Source organism: Paraburkholderia aromaticivorans (assembly GCF_012689525.1).
Taxonomy (GTDB): Bacteria; Pseudomonadota; Gammaproteobacteria; order Burkholderiales; family Burkholderiaceae; genus Paraburkholderia; species Paraburkholderia aromaticivorans_A.
On sequence record NZ_CP051515.1, the window covers coordinates 1,461,656 to 1,476,018 of the forward strand.

Here is a 14,363-nt window from a genome sequence, read left to right on the forward strand (position 1 = left end):
CGCTTACTGCGCGGCGGCGTCGATCACGGCTTGCACCGAAGGCGGCATAGCCTGCACGTTGCCGCTCACAGTCGGTTTGATGACGTCCACGCCATGTTGTTTGAGCAGCGCGCGGCCTTGCGTGCTCAACAGGAAGTCCACGAAGCTGCTCGCGCCTTCACGATTCGGCGCGTCGTTGAGAATGGTCAGCGTATAGCTGGCCTTGGCCTGCAATTCGGGCGCCGGGCGGATCGCCGGAATCTTCAGGTCGGACGTCTCGGTGGAATAGAAAAAGCCGGCGTCGAGCTGGCCGGATTGCAGACGGCCCACCAGCGTTTCCTCGGGCAAAACCTGCTCGGGATTCTCCGCCGCGCCGAGCGTTTTCTCGACGAGGTCCGGCTGATGGTAGAGATCGGCCGCCTTGGTCACCATCTCGACGGTGAACGCGCCCTTGGGGTCGAGCTTCGGATCGGTCCGGCCGATGCGGATGCCCGGCTCCTGCAGCACCTGATCCCAGCGCTTGCTCTTGAACTGTGGCGCGAACTTGCTCTGCGGGTTGTAGCCGATCATCAACGGCGATTCGGCGAAATTCACATACCACGTGACGTGATCGCCATTCGCGGCGCCCATCAAGCTGTCATTCACCTTGGGGCTCGCGCTGATGAACACGTCGCCGCGGCGCAGCTTGCCCTTGATCTCGTTGGCGATCTTGTTCGAGCCCGCCGCGTAGCCGCGGAAATGCTGGCCGGTGGCCTTCTCGAATGCCGGGCCGATGCTGCGCTCCATCAGATTGACGAGCGAGCCGGCGTATAGCACGTTGACCGTGTTGTCCTGCGCGAAGGCGGGCACGGCCGTCACGATGCCGGAGACGACCACGAGAGAAGCGAGCAGCTTGCGAATCATGCGATAACCCCGATACGTTATTAAGAGCGCTATATTACGACGTCATCGCATGGCGTTGTGTGACGACGTCGCTGCGCTTCAGTTGAGCGGAAAGCTGCGCACGTAGCTAGTGCCGCTCGCGCTGGCGGCGCGGTCGATCGCGTAGAGCTTGCCGCGTGGCGTGTCGACGGCTACGCCGCGGGCGTCCTGAAAGTCGTTTGCAAGCACGCTGATCGTGCCGTCCGGCGCGATCCGGCACAGGCCGGTGGCATTGCACTTGGTGTACAGCTTGCCGCCCGCGTCGACGGCCATCAGATCCGGGCTGTTGATCTGCACGAACGCGCCGCTCGGCGCCACGGCCCGCGATCCGCCGAGCAACGTGCTCAGACTCGCTTTGACGATGTCGTTGTTGGCCTGGTCCGAGACGTAGACCGCGTCGCCCGACACGGCGATCCCGACCGGCTTGCCGAGTCCGCTCAGCAGATCGCGCTCGACTGCCGTATGCGCGGCCGGATCGTACGTGATGAGGCTCAGCCCGCCTTGAAGCGGATTGCTGCCGATTTTGACGAACCACGTCGACAGCAAACGGTTGGAGCCGATCGAGATCAGCCCAAGGCGGCGGCGCGCCGGATCGGGGCCGCTCAGCGCCGCGATCGCATCGACGCCCGTGATGCTGAACACCGCGCTCGCCGTGCCGAAGCCGAAGCGTTCGATCATCAGCGTGGACGCATCGGCGAAGCTCAACTGGCTCAGGCTGTTCGACTGGCCGGCCACCACCGGCACGCTCGCGTAGTGCGCGAAAGTGCGGCCGTCGGGCGAGGAGAGCACGCTGTTGGTCTGGTCGTCGGTGATGAAGACGGCGCCGTCCGCGGCGCGCACCGCGATGCCGTTCGGCGACGCGCTGACCGCGATCTTTTGCGGCGTGACGGTGACCTCGTCGCCGCCGCAACCGGCGAGCGCCGCGACCAGGCCGAGGGAGACGAAAGCGAGACGCGTGGTGCGTTGCCAGGCGGGTGAGAAGCGCATGTGATCTCCTGAGTGGGCCGCCTGCGCACCGGCTGGATGCCGGCGCGCCCACGCGTGCCGTGATTGTTATGAATGCGGATGTGGCCGGCCGAGTGGCCGATTCGTCCGATATGTCCGGCGATATAGTGCGTATCGACGCAGTTTTGCGCGCAAGCCGCCATCGCAGCGTAATATACACACGGACATAACGTGTGAACAAGCCGCTCAGGCACACATGCTGGAGATAAACGGATATGGATAGTGTGAATGTGATTGCCGCGCCCGCTGTGGACTGCGCGCTCGTCCTGAGCGGACGATTCCAGCGGCCGCTTTCATTCGACCTCGATGAACTCAAACGCTACGAAAGCGTGACGGCGACGCCGTTCGATCTGCGTTGCTATACGACCAACCGCTTTATCCGCAGCGTCGAGCCGTATCGCGGCGTGCGCCTGATGACGCTCATCACGGAAGCAGGCCTGCCGAATAGCGTGCCGGGCGAATTCAAGCGGACGGTGTTCGTCGCGGTGGGGCACGACGGCTATGTCGTGACGTTTTCGTGGCATGAACTCTTCAACACGCCGATCGGCGAGAACGTGATGGTCGCCTATGAATGCGGCGGCCGCGCGCTCGACGCTGAAGATGGTGCGCCGATTCTGTTTTCCGGTTCGGACATCCTGCCTGCGCCGCGTCATGTCAAACGGCTCGCGCGGATCGAGGCGCATGTGTTGGGGCCGTTGGTATAGGTGGGCGCGAGCCGCGGCCGGCAGGCGTAACATGGTCCGCTGGTCCACGTTGCATCGCCGCCATGTCTGACGATCCGCTTGCACGCGCTATAGGTATTGCCGCATCGGGCGCGGGAGCGCCGCTGTGGGCGCTGTCGTTGCCGCAGGATGTGCAGGCTGCAACGCGCATGGCGCATTGGCTGGACGCAGCCGCGAACCCCGCATCGCCCGATACGCAACTCTTCGCCAAACTGATCGCCGCGCGCGACGCGCGCAACGAACTCGCGCTGCTCGGGCTCGAACAGCCGGCGTGGCGCGCGCTGCTGGCGCGGCACTTTGCGCGCGCCGCCGTTCCGGCCGCGCTGCCGTTCGCGGTCACTTCGAGCGAGCACGCGGCTTTCGTCCGCACGCTTCACGCGCTGTTGCTCACGCACGCCAGCGCCACGGTCCATGCGGACGACGCGAAGTGTCTCGCGGCGATCATCGCCCATGCCTGTTTGCGCCCGGATCATCTGTGGCGCGATCTCGGTCTGGCCGGCCGCGACGAAGTCACGTGGATGCTGACTCGTTATTTCCCCACGCTCGTCGCGCTGAATACCGTCAACTTGCGCTGGAAGAAATTCCTCGCGGAACAACGCGCGTTGTCGTTGGGTCTGCAGCCAGGTCCGGCACCAGGTTGTCCGGGCTGCGAAGACTACGGGCATTGCTTCTCGGAGCTTCATACAGGGTAGTGTTGGCCGTTCGGCCAGGGTGGCAGCGCGAGGCGCTTCGTGTATGCTTTCGCGCATGGCTGACACCCCAAAAACCACACCCGCGCCCGCGGCAAAAAAAGCCGCGAAGACGCGCCCCGAAGTGCGCTTCAGAATGCGCATCCGTAGCGGAGACGCGGTCGCGCTCGGGCCGGGCAAAGTCGAACTGCTCGAAGCCGTGCGCGAATTCGGCTCGATCTCGGCGGCGGCGCGCAGCCTCGATATGTCGTACCGGCGCGCCTGGCTGCTGATCGACGAACTGAACCGTTCGCTCAAGTCGCCTGCCACGCATTCGGAGCAGGGCGGCCAGAGCGGCGGCGGCTGCACGCTCACGCCCGTGGGCGAAACCATCATTCGCCTTTACCGCGACGTCGAAGTCGAGGCGCAGCGCAGTTGCGCGAAGCAGATCGCCGAGTTGACCAGGCTGATCCGCTCCTGAGCGGCCGGGTTCCTGAACAGGGCGCGCTCAACCGTGCCGCAGGCAAAACGCCGAAGGCGGCGGATTGCCCAGTTGCGCAAGATTCTCCGGGTGCAGGCGCGCCATCAATTCGACGAAGCTCGCCACGCTTGCCGTGCGCAGCGGGTGATAACCGATCTGATGGCGCTCGCAGACGCGCTTGAGCGTATTCGTCGAATCATGGTCGATGCAGTCGACCGGAAACACGACGAGATCCGCGCCCGGCAACGCCGCGGCAAGCAGGCCCTTGCGATCTTCCACGCCGCCGTCGTGCACGATGAGTTCGCCGCCTACCGCTTCCACCAGCCGTTTGAGCGCGGCATTGGAGCCCGGCCTGCCGCCCACGTACACGACCCGTTTGCCTTGCACGCTGTCGAGGCTTGCCCGGCGCGTGCCGGCTCCGCTCGCCGCGTCGGCTGCATCCACCGTCGCGCGTTCGAGAGCGTCGCATTCGCTTTGCACCAGCTTAAGCAGCGTCAGCGTCTGATCGTGGCTCCGGCGTAGCGCGAGTGCCGCGTCCTGTTCCTGGAGCGCGCGCTGTTCCGCGGCCTCGCGGCGGCTCGTATGCAGGGCGACGCGCTGATCGGCGTCGGCCAGTTTGTCGCGCAGCCATTGCGCTTCGGCTTCGAGACCGGCGGCGTCGGCGGGTATCTGGCGGGTTGAATGCGCCGTGAGTTGGGCGATCTGCTCGTCGAGCGCCGCGATCGACGCGTCGCGCTGCAGGCTAAGTTCCTGCAAGCGGCTCTGCTGACGCTCGATCTTTTCTTTCAGGGCGGCGTTTTCCTCTTCCAGCGCGACCAGGCGGCGAATGTCCGCGCGATTGGCCGCGCCCACCAGATGCGACAGCATGTGCAATTCGCCGAATGCTTTCTGGCGCACGGGCATGGTCGCAAACGGATGCGTCATCAACGCCCAGTAGGCGGGCGGGATGTCGCCGCTCTTCAGCGCTTCGTCCCAGAGCTTGAGCAGATCGACGTCGTCGGCGGCTTGGTCGAAGCGGCGGATCGCACCCGCATAGTGTTCGTCGAGCAGTTTGTGCAGCGCTTTGGCGGCTGCGCCGCCTTCGATCGCGAGTTCGACCGCCGAATGATGAATCTCGAGATCGCTCGCGTCGCGGCGGTCGAGTCCCTTGAATTTGGGCACCAGCTTGCGCAACTCATGCGTGCTCAGACACGTGCCGATGATCGAGCAATGCAGATGGCTGTCGAGTTCGGCGAGACGAGCGCGCCGTTTGGTGTTGGTGAACGACACGTTGGCGGGCGCGCAGCACGCGTCGGCGGCGTGCATGCCGGTGCCGGCAAGCTCGTCGCCGGACAGTTTTAGACGCGTGGGCTGGGCGAGACGGAACGGGGGGGTGTGCATGGGAATCTCGAATCCGGTTCGGTGTCAGGCGGGTTGAACGTGCCTGTGAAGCTCATGGCGCACATTCGCCTCACGAGCGCGGTCGGCGATATATTCGAAAAGATATAACGACGGGCGAGAGAGAACGTTCATCTGCGGTTGTCGCGAATCAGTCGTTGGAGGGGGCGAGGGCGGGCTCGGCGACGCGTGCTTTTCGCCGGGCCGCCGTGCCGCCGGCTGAGCTTCGAACAGTGGCGGGGCGCTGGCTGGCCACCGGACTCGTCTCACTCGCCGCGCGTGCGTGCCGTTCGAGCACATGCCCGACGCACAGGCCCACGAAGGCCGCGTCGAGCCGTTCGAGTTCCGCGACCACCTTGCGCAGCGCGGCCAGGTCGTTGCTGAACGTGTCGGAAAAGATCGCGTCGCGCAGTTGTTCGGCGGAGCGCGCTTCTTCGATCGCCGCTTTCAGGTCGCGCAGACGCGCGAACGCCGCGGCTCTCGCCCGCTCGGCGAGAATCGACAGCAACTGGTTCAGCGAATGCGAGCCGGACGTGCCGACCGAGGCGAAATTCAACTGATCATCGGTCAGCATCAGCACGAAACGCTGCACGCTGCCGTAGAGACGCCGGTAGGCGTCGACGACATCGCGGATCGATTCGGCGCGGCCGCGCTCGGACGCCGACTTCACCGCGACGATGGTCGACGAAAGCTCGTTCGGCAAGCGCCCGAGGCGTCCTGCCGGGGCGGATGAAATGGATCGACTGCGCACCGCTACTGGCTCCTGCTGGCTCGTTTCGCCTCGTCGGGCGCGGCTCACGGACGCACCGAAGGCGCGCCGCCACGCACCACGAAGCCCACCGTGATATTCGGCAGGATATAACGAAAAGCGGCCCGCGTGTTGAACAGAAGCCGTTTCCCGGCCCGTGGGACTAGCGTCGGACCGGTGTCACTTGCGCCGTGCGAAGTCGAGGAAAGCCTTGACGGCCGGAGCCCGCTCGTACTTGCGGAAGGCAATCGCGATCTCCGAAGCGATGGATGGCCCGGCGATGTCTCGGTACACCACACCCGGCAACGCGATGCAGTCGGCCAGCGTATGCGGCACGACGGCGACGTAGCCGCCCAGCGACACGCAGGCCAGCACCGAGGCGAGCGTGCCGGGGCGCGGTCCGAGGCGCGCGGAGAAGCGTCCGCGGCGCGCCACTTCGAAGGTACCGGCTTCCTGTTCCGGCAGCACGAAGCACTGGTCGCGCAGTTGCGCTGGTTTGACGCTCGCCGAGGCCGCCAGCGCGGAATCGGCCGGCAGCGCGAGGACGAACTGGTCGCGATGCACGGTCGTGGCCTGAATGCCGTCAGCCAGCAGCATGGGCGGGCGCAAGTAGGCGGCGTCGAGCAGGCCGTCGCGCAGCATGGCGGCAATGTTGTCCATCGGCACCTCGCGGATCGAGATGTCGACGCCCGGATGCGTGCCGCGAAATCCGCCGACGTCGCGCTGCAACACGCCCGCATAAGCCGCCGACGCCACATAGCCGACTTCGACGCGCCCGAGCTCGCCACGCTCGGCCAGCACCGCGCGCTCCTCGCCGCGCGCGAGGTGGTCGAGCGCGACGAGCGCCTCGGCGAGATAGGCGCTACCCGCCGCGCTCAGCGCCACCGAGCGCTTGGTGCGATGAAACAGCCGCACGCCGAGCAGCCGTTCCGCTTCCTGGATCAGCTTGGTCAGCGACGGCGCCGCGATCCCCAGTTCGTCGGCGGCGCGCGAGAAATGAAGCTGTTTCGCGACGCAAACGAAGGCGTGGATGTGGCGGAGTTCGAGTTGCCGCATGGTTTTCTGTATTTCCATTGGCGTTAATTATTTTGTGATTCTATGCCAATGACAGGCAATACACGGGTCGCTACGATGAGGTGACTTCGACTCACCGCCATTTGCCTCCCTATGCCGCCTCCTTCCCCACACCAGCGCCCAACACCCGTCAACCCTGCGCTCGTGCTGGCCACCGCCTCGGCCACCTGCGCGCTGATCGTGCTGGACACCAATGTCGTGGCGGTCTCGCTGCCGTCGATCGCACGCGCGTTCCACGCGAGTTTCGCCGATGTCGAATGGGTCGTCAGCGCATACATGGTCGCGTTCGCGTCCTGCCTGCTGCCCGCGGGCGGTCTCGCCGACCGCGTCGGCCGCAAGAAAATGCTGCTGATCGGGCTGGCGGTGTTTTTTCTGGCGTCGCTCGGATGCGGCGCGGCGCCCACGGCCGCGGTGCTGAACATCGCGCGGGCGGTCAAGGGCGTCGGCGCCGCGATGCTGCTCACCGCCGCGCTCGCCGTGATCGCGAACACGTTTCACGAAGGCCCCGCCCGCGTGCGCGCGTGGGCCGTGTGGGGCACCTGCATGGGCCTCGCGACCACGGTGGCGCCACTGGTCGGCGGCGTCATCACGCAATGGTTCGGCTGGCGCTGGATCTTTCTGCTGAATCTGCCGGTGTGCGCAGTGCTTGCGTGGTGCGCGTCGCGCGCGATCGTCGAGTCGCGCAATCCGAAACCCGGTCCGCTCGATCTCGCCGGCAGCGTGTTGTTCGGCAGCGCGCTCGCGCTCGGCATCTGGGCGCTGATCGAAGTGCCGGCCGATGGCCTCGCAAGCTGGCCGACCGTCGCGCGTCTCGCAGCCTGCGTGCTGTTGTTCGCCGCCTTCGTTCAGGTGCAACGAGTACGGGCACATGCGATGGTCGATCTCGCGCTGTTCCGGCAACCGCGCTTTGTCGCCGCCGTGCTTGCCATGTTCGGCTACGCCGCCTGCGCGCAAGTGATGATGACGTTCCTGCCGTTATATCTGCAGAACGCGTTCGGTCTGTCGGCGGTGGCGGCGGGCGTCGGTATGCTGCCGTTCGCGCTGTCGATGGTGATCGGGCCGTACATCGGCGCCGCGCTCGGCAGGCGTGTGTCGAGCATGGCCGTGCTGTCGGCAGGCTTGCTGCTGATCGCCCTCGGCAATCTGCTGACGGCGTTGGTTGCGGGCGACGAACGCTATGCGCTGGTCGCGCTCGGCATGATCGTGACGGGGCTCGGCGCCGGCATTCTGAACGGCGACACGCAGAAGGCGATCATGGCCTGTGTGCCGCCGGATCGGACCGGCATGGCCTCCGGCATCAGCACGACGACGCGCTTCACTGCCATCGTCACGTCGGTCGGGGTGCTCGGCGCGGTGCTCGCGGCGCGCACCCACACGGCATTTCTCGCGGCGGCGCCGTTGACGCCCGAGGTGAAAACCGCGCTCGATGCCGGCTTCATGTCGCGCGTGCTGGCCGGCGACACGGTGCAGGCCACGGCTAGCCTGCCGCCCGCCGTGCGAGCCACGCTGATGTCGGCCGCGCACGCGAGCTTTGCAAGCGGCTTTGCCGCCGCGCTGGGTCTGGCCGCTGTCATTGCGGTGTCGATCGCGGCCGGCGTGTGGTTGCTGGCCGGCAGATGCGAGGCCGCGCGGATGCGTGGCGCGGCGTCGAACGGATAGGCACGCCGCGTCGCCCGTTGGGCGCGGTTTTCCGATATCGTGTGCGGCGTGCCCGCCGTCGAATGATCGCCGGGCGCCTTTTCCGGATCGACTTCAAAAACGGCCAGCGCACGACATCAAAACAATGAGCCATCCCAACGCCAACACCAACACCGAACTGATCCAGCGTTTCTACACGGCGTTTCAGCAGCGCGACGCTGAAACCATGGTGGCCTGTTACGCGGACAACGTCGTCTTCAGCGACCCCGCGTTCGGCGAGCTGCGCGGCGAGGAAGCGCGCGATATGTGGCGCATGCTGGTGGCGCGCGCGCAGGACTTCTCGTTGACGTTCGAGGGCGTCGAAGCGGACGACCGTAGCGGCCGCGCCCGCTGGGTCGCCAGTTATCTCTTCAGCCAGACGGGGCGCGCGGTGGTCAACCGCATCGACGCACGTTTCGTGTTCCGTGACGGCCGCATCGTCGAACATCGCGACAGCTTCGACTTGTGGAGCTGGACGCGCCAGGCGCTGGGCCTCAAAGGCACGCTGCTCGGCTGGTCGCCGCTCGTGCAGCGCGCCATCAGGGCGCAGGCAAGAAAGGGCCTCGACCTCTACCGGCGCCGCCAGCAGCGCGGCTGAACCGCGGGCGACCGTCGGAGCCGGCGCCCCTGCGCTTGCTATCATTCAGCCACGTGATGCTGAATTTCTTCAAGCGGACGAATGAGGAATGCTATGCCAGTAGTGGATGCCGCATGGGAAGAGTGGCTGAGCAGCAACGTGGCGCGCGGCTGCAGTCCCGATTCGATGGTCGACGCCATGGTGCAGGCCGGTTTCGCCACCGACGCCGCGCGCGCCGCCGTGCACAAGACCTTCGGCCAGGACCCGGCTAACCCGGCGAATCCGGCCTTTGCCGCGGCGGCCGCGACCGAGGCGGCGCTCGCCAAAGCCGCGCCGCAGACTTATCACTACGACGATCCGCCCGTCGCGCGCGGCAACGTGATCCGCGCGCACGATCGCGACGTGCGGGTGCTGATGCGCTGCGAGCGTCCTCAGGTGATCGTGTTCGGCGACGTGTTGTCGCCGGACGAATGCGCCGAGATGATCGAGCGCTCGCGTCATCGGTTGAAGCGTTCCACCACGGTTAATCCCGATACCGGCAAGGAAGACGTGATCCGCAACCGCACCAGCGAAGGCATCTGGTATCAGCGCGGCGAAGACGCGTTCATTGAAAGGATGGACCGGCGCATTGCGAGTCTGATGAACTGGCCGGTCGAAAACGGCGAAGGGCTGCAGATTCTGCACTACGGCACGACCGGCGAATACCGACCGCATTTCGACTACTTCCCGCCCGATCAATCCGGCAGCGCGGTGCACACCGCGCAGGGCGGCCAGCGCGTCGCCACGCTCGTGATCTATCTGAACGACGTGCCGGACGGCGGCGAAACCATCTTCCCCGAAGCGGGCATATCGGTCGCGGCAAGACAGGGCGGGGCGGTGTATTTCCGCTATATGAACGGCCAGCGCCAACTCGATCCACTGACCTTGCATGGCGGCGCGCCGGTGCTCGGCGGTGACAAATGGATCATGACGAAGTGGATGCGCGAACGTGCTTACGGCTGACGTCAGCCGATTCTATTCAGCCGGCTGGCCGGCGGTCGCGTTGCCCGGCGAGCCGGCGAACAGTTGCTTCAACGCGCCGCGGCCGCTTGCGTAGCCCATCCGCATGATCATCAGGCCGATCGCCGCGCCGGCGATGTGATCCAGCATCGGCATGCCGGCCAGACTGCCGGCGAGTCCCAACGTCGCCACCAGCGCCGACACCGCGTCGACGCGCGCGTGCCACGCGCTGGCCAGCAGAATCGCCGAACCGGTGCGGGCGCCTTCGGCGCGCATATAGCGAAACAGGGCTTCCTTGGCGAGCATCACGAAGCCGCTCACGGCCAGCGCACCGATATGCATCGCGGTGCCGCCGCTTAGCGTCGAGGTTTGCGCGACGCTGGTCCAGAGCATCTCGGCGGCGGTGATCATCAATACGGCGGCGATGAACAGCGTGGCCAGCGCCTGCTCGATGGCGGCGTCGGCGCTGGTTTTGGCAGCACGCGGGTGTCTTGTGGTGAGATACAGCACGATCAGCACGACGCCGTCGGCGGCGAGGTCGCTCAAGGTGTGGACGCCGTCGGCAAAGAGCCCGTCCGAATGCGCCATGAGGCCGATGGCGATCTGCATCGCCGAAAGGAAAGCGTTGAGCAGCGCGCTGGCGGAGGCGGCCTTAAACAAGGCAGCCGCCTTCGACGGAATTGCTGCGGGGCTCGCGCGCGGAATGCTGTGGCATGGGCTGGGGACGGTTTTTGCTGTTTGTGCGGCTTCTGTTCCCGCAGCAAATTAACCGTCCAACGTGGCACGCCGATGACAGCGCCGCGAGGGTTCGCGACGCGCGCCGCGCTCAGGCCGTCTTGTAGACGTCCGGGTTGTGCCGCTCCATATAACGCTCCGGCGTCGCGAGCCCGGTGAAGCCGTGCGGCTCGTACACGCGATGCGCGTCCGTCGTCACCAGCACGATTCTTCGCAAGCCCTGCAGCGAGGGGCTGGCGAAAACGTGCTTCATCAGCGCGGACGCATATCCGTTGCCGCGATAGTCAGGCAGCACGAACACGTCGCACAGGTACGCGAAGGTCGCCTCGTCCGTGATCAGGCGCGCGAACGCGATCTGCTTGCCGTCGATATACCCGCCGAAACACAACGAGCCCGCGGCGGCCCGCTTGAACGTCTCGCGCGGCATGCCCTTGGCCCACGGGGTTTCTTGCGACAGGAACGTGTAGACCATCTCCATGTCGAGAGCGGCCTTGTCATTCGAAAACGTCAGTTCGTGTGCTTGCAACGCGTCTCTCCAGCCGTTTATCAACGTGCTTTTTCGTCAACCCTTCGCCGGATCTTCGCTGCCGCGCGAACCGCCGCCGATGCTCTGGCCGGCATCGCGTGCGAGACCCATGTAGCCGATCACGGATGCCAGCGTCACTACGCCCGCGAACAGAAACGCGAGACGGAAATCGTCGAGCGTGAACACGCGGCCCGTGATCTCGCCATTGAAGAACGCCGCCGCGCGCAGCGACACCGCGCCGAATGCGATGCCGAGGCCGATCGTCATCTGCGCGGCCGCGCTCCACAGCGTGCTGGCCGCGCTCATCTGCGGTTGCGCGACGTCGGCATAGGCGAGTGTGGCGAGCGTCGAGAATTGCATCGAACGCGCCACGCCGTAGATGAACACGACGAACAGCACCAGCGCGAGCGGCACGTTCGGGCTCAGCAATCCGCACGCGATGATGAACACGCCGGCCACCGTCACGTCGACGATCGCCACCATGCGGAAACCGTAACGTTGCAGGATGCGCGTGGTCAGCGCCTTCATGCCGAGGTTGCCGAGCGCGCTCGCGAGCAGCAACAGCCCCGACTTGAACGCCGACAAGCCGAAGCCCACCTGGAACAGCAGCGGCATCAGATAAGGCACCGCGCCGATGCCGATGCGCGTGAACGAGCCCGTCACCACCGTCACGGAAAAGGTGGGGATTTTCAACGTCGAGACGTCGATGAGCGGATGCGGATGACGCTTTGCATGCTGAAACGCCACCACGCCCACCAGCAAACCGCCGAGGATGATCGCCCCGGCGATCCACGGATTCTCGCCGGGCTGGCTTGCCAACTCCGCGCCGTAGAGAATCGCCGTCAACGCCGCGCCGCTCAGCAGCAGGCCGACCACGTCGAGCGGCTTGCGTTCGGTGCCGCGCAGGTTCGGCACCAGCGCGAGCGCAACGGCCATGGCCGCGAGGCCGAACGGCACGTTGAGCAGAAAGATCCAGCGCCACGACGCGTAGGTCGTGATGAAGCCGCCGATTGGCGGGCCGACCACCGGCGCGGCAATCGCCGGCCACGTGATGGTCGAGATCGCCTGCATCATGCGGCTTTTTTCGGTGCTGCGGACCACGATCAGGCGACCCACCGGCACCATCATCGCGCCGCCTATGCCTTGCAGGAGACGGGCGGCGGTGAACTCGACTACGTTCTGCGACAGGCCGCACAACACGGAAGCCACGGTGAACACGCCGATTGCGCTGAAGAACACCGTGCGCGAACCGCAGCGGTCGGCGACCCAGCCGCTCGCGGGGATGAAGATCGCCAGCGCCAGCATGTAGGCCGTCATGCCGAGACTGAGGCTGTTGGGACCGACGCCGAACGAGCGCGCCATCTGCGGCAACGCGGTCGCGATCACCGTGGTGTCGAGATACTCCATGAAGAAGGTGGCCGCGACGATATACGGCAGCCAGCCGACGTGCGCGTTGCGTGTCTCGCCGGCGCTCATTGCGCGGCTCCCGTCGCGCTGCTTGCCGTGTCGTGCGAGCGCCTGTCAGCGCCGATGCAGTGCCGGCGCTTCGCGCGCGATGGTTGGGCCTTCATGTTCTTGCGACTACCTTTTGAAAACGTGTTTCCGGCATCCGGACGAGGCGGACGAGCGACGGGATCGTGGCGGCAGTTGACGCGTCGGCGAAGCCATCGAGGATGGCGCGCCGGCAATGGCAAAACGACTGCTAGCCCTGAATGCTAACGCAATAAGTGGCGCCATACCGTCGACGACGGCAGGCGCTGCGCAAGGCGAGCGGCGCACGTGATGCACCCGCGGGGCGGCACGCCGGCAAGTCCGCAAGCCCACAAGCCCGCAAGCCCACAAGCCCGCAAGCCCGCAAGCCCGCAAGCCCGCCCGCCCGTTTGCCCACCCACCGGAAACACAGTTTCCTGAACACCACTCACTCTTTCGCGGCGTACTCGCGATCCAGCTTGTCGTACAGCGGCTTGTTGACGAGCCGCTGACGTTCGCTGAACGGCGCGACCAGCGTGGCGTCCTCGTCGAGGCGCCCATTGCTCTTCAGCGTGCCGAGCGCGCGCTGCATGCCGAGCACCGCGCCTTGCAGCGCCGCGTTCGCATACAGCACGATGCCGTAGCCGAGCTTGGCAAGCGCCTCGCGCGATTGCACGGGCGTCTTACCGCCGATCACGATATTGATCAGTTGCGGCTTGTCGAACAGCCCCGGCAGACGTTCGATGTCGGCGAGCGATTCGGTCGCTTCGATAAACAGGATGTCGGCGCCGGCTTCGATGAAGCGATGGCCGCGCTCGATCGCGTCCTCGATGCCGTGGACCGCGGCCGCGTCGGTGCGCGCCATGATCTGCAGATTGCCGTCTTCGCGGGCATCGACTGCCGCGCGGATCTTGCCGACCATTTCGCTTGCGCTAACCACTTCCTTGCCGGAGAAGTGGCCGCATTTCTTCGGCATGATCTGGTCTTCGAACTGGATCACGTCGGCGCCGCTGCGCTCGAGCACGCGCACCGTCTGGCGCACGTTCAGCGCGTTGCCGAAGCCGGTGTCGGCGTCGACGATCAGCGGCAGCGCGACCGCGTCGCGAATCCGTGCCGTATGTTCGGCGACTTCGGCAAGGCCGATGAAGCCGAGGTCGGGCAGGCCGAGCGACATATTGGTGACGCCCGCGCCGGTGATGTAGATCGCTTCGAAGCCGGCGTCCTCGATCACGCGGGCGCTCATCGCATTGAAGGCGCCGGGCACGAGCAGCCCTTGGCGTTCGTTGACTTTGGCGCGGAAGGCCGCGCGGCGGGTGGCGGATGTGGTCATGACAATGTGTCTCCAGAAGGAAAGGTCGAATATAGAACGCGGGCGTGATTTTGCAGGAAGCGTGCCATTTCGCG

Annotated in this window: 15 protein-coding genes; 6 read left to right on the forward strand and 9 right to left on the reverse strand. The window is 65.9% G+C overall.

What is annotated here, in order from left to right; all coding sequences use genetic code 11:
* Nucleotides 1-3: 3 nt before the first annotated feature.
* Nucleotides 4-882 carry an extracellular solute-binding protein gene (locus HF916_RS18465; RefSeq protein ID WP_168790304.1) on the reverse strand — a complete coding sequence of 293 codons (879 nt, stop codon included), beginning with the start codon at nt 880-882 and terminating at the stop codon, nt 4-6.
* A 78-nt stretch (nt 883-960) separates the two neighbouring features.
* On the reverse strand, nt 961-1,887 hold the full coding sequence (locus HF916_RS18470; protein WP_168790305.1) for a hypothetical protein: 927 nt from the start codon (nt 1,885-1,887) through the stop codon (nt 961-963).
* A 233-nt stretch (nt 1,888-2,120) separates the two neighbouring features.
* Between HF916_RS18470 and HF916_RS18475 the strand changes: the two genes are divergently transcribed.
* From HF916_RS18475 to HF916_RS18485, 3 genes are all read left to right on the forward strand, one after another.
* A complete protein-coding gene (locus HF916_RS18475) occupies nt 2,121-2,609 on the forward strand; it encodes a molybdopterin-dependent oxidoreductase (RefSeq protein ID WP_168790306.1) in 489 nt (162 codons plus the stop codon).
* 167 nt (nt 2,610-2,776) lie between these two features.
* Nucleotides 2,777-3,319: a nitrogen fixation protein NifQ gene (locus HF916_RS18480; RefSeq protein WP_168792060.1), complete on the forward strand. Its 543-nt coding sequence runs from the start codon at nt 2,777-2,779 to the stop codon at nt 3,317-3,319.
* Nucleotides 3,320-3,374: 55 nt separating this feature from the next.
* On the forward strand, nt 3,375-3,776 hold the full coding sequence (locus HF916_RS18485) for a winged helix-turn-helix domain-containing protein (RefSeq protein ID WP_240975579.1): 402 nt from the start codon (nt 3,375-3,377) through the stop codon (nt 3,774-3,776).
* Between the two features lie 27 nt (nt 3,777-3,803).
* Here the strand turns inward: HF916_RS18485 and HF916_RS18490 are convergent, their stop codons facing one another.
* From HF916_RS18490 to HF916_RS18500, 3 genes are all read right to left on the reverse strand, one after another.
* Nucleotides 3,804-5,156, reverse strand: a complete 1,353-nt coding sequence (locus tag HF916_RS18490; RefSeq protein ID WP_168790307.1) for a DUF2325 domain-containing protein — start codon at nt 5,154-5,156, stop codon at nt 3,804-3,806.
* A gap of 148 nt (nt 5,157-5,304) precedes the next feature.
* Nucleotides 5,305-5,904 carry a hypothetical protein gene (locus tag HF916_RS18495; protein WP_168790308.1) on the reverse strand — a complete coding sequence of 200 codons (600 nt, stop codon included), beginning with the start codon at nt 5,902-5,904 and terminating at the stop codon, nt 5,305-5,307.
* Nucleotides 5,905-6,081: 177 nt separating this feature from the next.
* The gene (locus tag HF916_RS18500) at nt 6,082-6,957 is read right to left on the reverse strand and encodes a LysR family transcriptional regulator (RefSeq protein ID WP_168792061.1); all 876 of its coding nucleotides are present in this window, start codon (nt 6,955-6,957) and stop codon (nt 6,082-6,084) included.
* A gap of 111 nt (nt 6,958-7,068) precedes the next feature.
* Here HF916_RS18500 and HF916_RS18505 point away from each other — a divergent pair, with 111 nt between their 5' ends.
* The 3 genes from HF916_RS18505 to HF916_RS18515 all read left to right on the forward strand — a co-directional run bounded on the left by HF916_RS18505 (nt 7,069) and on the right by HF916_RS18515 (nt 10,231).
* Nucleotides 7,069-8,634 carry an MFS transporter gene (locus HF916_RS18505; RefSeq protein ID WP_168790309.1) on the forward strand — a complete coding sequence of 522 codons (1,566 nt, stop codon included), beginning with the start codon at nt 7,069-7,071 and terminating at the stop codon, nt 8,632-8,634.
* 124 nt (nt 8,635-8,758) lie between these two features.
* A complete protein-coding gene (locus tag HF916_RS18510) occupies nt 8,759-9,250 on the forward strand; it encodes a nuclear transport factor 2 family protein (protein WP_168790310.1) in 492 nt (163 codons plus the stop codon).
* Nucleotides 9,251-9,343: 93 nt separating this feature from the next.
* A complete protein-coding gene (locus HF916_RS18515; RefSeq protein WP_168790311.1) occupies nt 9,344-10,231 on the forward strand; it encodes a 2OG-Fe(II) oxygenase in 888 nt (295 codons plus the stop codon).
* A 12-nt stretch (nt 10,232-10,243) separates the two neighbouring features.
* Here the strand turns inward: HF916_RS18515 and HF916_RS18520 are convergent, their stop codons facing one another.
* The 4 genes from HF916_RS18520 to HF916_RS18535 form a co-directional block, all read right to left on the reverse strand.
* Nucleotides 10,244-10,888 carry a cation diffusion facilitator family transporter gene (locus HF916_RS18520; protein WP_168790312.1) on the reverse strand — a complete coding sequence of 215 codons (645 nt, stop codon included), beginning with the start codon at nt 10,886-10,888 and terminating at the stop codon, nt 10,244-10,246.
* A gap of 166 nt (nt 10,889-11,054) precedes the next feature.
* A complete protein-coding gene (locus HF916_RS18525) occupies nt 11,055-11,489 on the reverse strand; it encodes a GNAT family N-acetyltransferase (protein WP_168790313.1) in 435 nt (144 codons plus the stop codon).
* Nucleotides 11,490-11,525: 36 nt separating this feature from the next.
* Nucleotides 11,526-12,965, reverse strand: coding sequence for an MFS transporter (locus HF916_RS18530; protein WP_168790314.1), 1,440 nt, complete (start codon nt 12,963-12,965; stop codon nt 11,526-11,528).
* 442 nt (nt 12,966-13,407) lie between these two features.
* Nucleotides 13,408-14,289 (reverse strand): isocitrate lyase/PEP mutase family protein, encoded by an 882-nt coding sequence (locus HF916_RS18535; protein ID WP_168790315.1) that lies wholly within the window; start codon nt 14,287-14,289, stop codon nt 13,408-13,410.
* Nucleotides 14,290-14,363: the final 74 nt, after the last annotated feature.

Coding starts and splice junctions, on each gene's coding strand:
- HF916_RS18480 (WP_168792060.1), top strand. CDS start 2,777: ATGGCGCATTGGCTGGACGCAGCCGCGAACCCCGCATCGCCCGATACG.
- HF916_RS18485 (WP_240975579.1), top strand. CDS start 3,375: ATGGCTGACACCCCAAAAACCACACCCGCGCCCGCGGCAAAAAAAGCC.
- HF916_RS18500 (WP_168792061.1), bottom strand. CDS start 6,957: ATGCGGCAACTCGAACTCCGCCACATCCACGCCTTCGTTTGCGTCGCG.
- HF916_RS18505 (WP_168790309.1), top strand. CDS start 7,069: ATGCCGCCTCCTTCCCCACACCAGCGCCCAACACCCGTCAACCCTGCG.
- HF916_RS18490 (WP_168790307.1), bottom strand. CDS start 5,156: ATGCACACCCCCCCGTTCCGTCTCGCCCAGCCCACGCGTCTAAAACTG.
- HF916_RS18535 (WP_168790315.1), bottom strand. CDS start 14,289: ATGACCACATCCGCCACCCGCCGCGCGGCCTTCCGCGCCAAAGTCAAC.
- HF916_RS18530 (WP_168790314.1), bottom strand. CDS start 12,965: ATGAGCGCCGGCGAGACACGCAACGCGCACGTCGGCTGGCTGCCGTAT.
- HF916_RS18470 (WP_168790305.1), bottom strand. CDS start 1,887: ATGCGCTTCTCACCCGCCTGGCAACGCACCACGCGTCTCGCTTTCGTC.
- HF916_RS18510 (WP_168790310.1), top strand. CDS start 8,759: ATGAGCCATCCCAACGCCAACACCAACACCGAACTGATCCAGCGTTTC.
- HF916_RS18515 (WP_168790311.1), top strand. CDS start 9,344: ATGCCAGTAGTGGATGCCGCATGGGAAGAGTGGCTGAGCAGCAACGTG.
- HF916_RS18465 (WP_168790304.1), bottom strand. CDS start 882: ATGATTCGCAAGCTGCTCGCTTCTCTCGTGGTCGTCTCCGGCATCGTG.
- HF916_RS18475 (WP_168790306.1), top strand. CDS start 2,121: ATGGATAGTGTGAATGTGATTGCCGCGCCCGCTGTGGACTGCGCGCTC.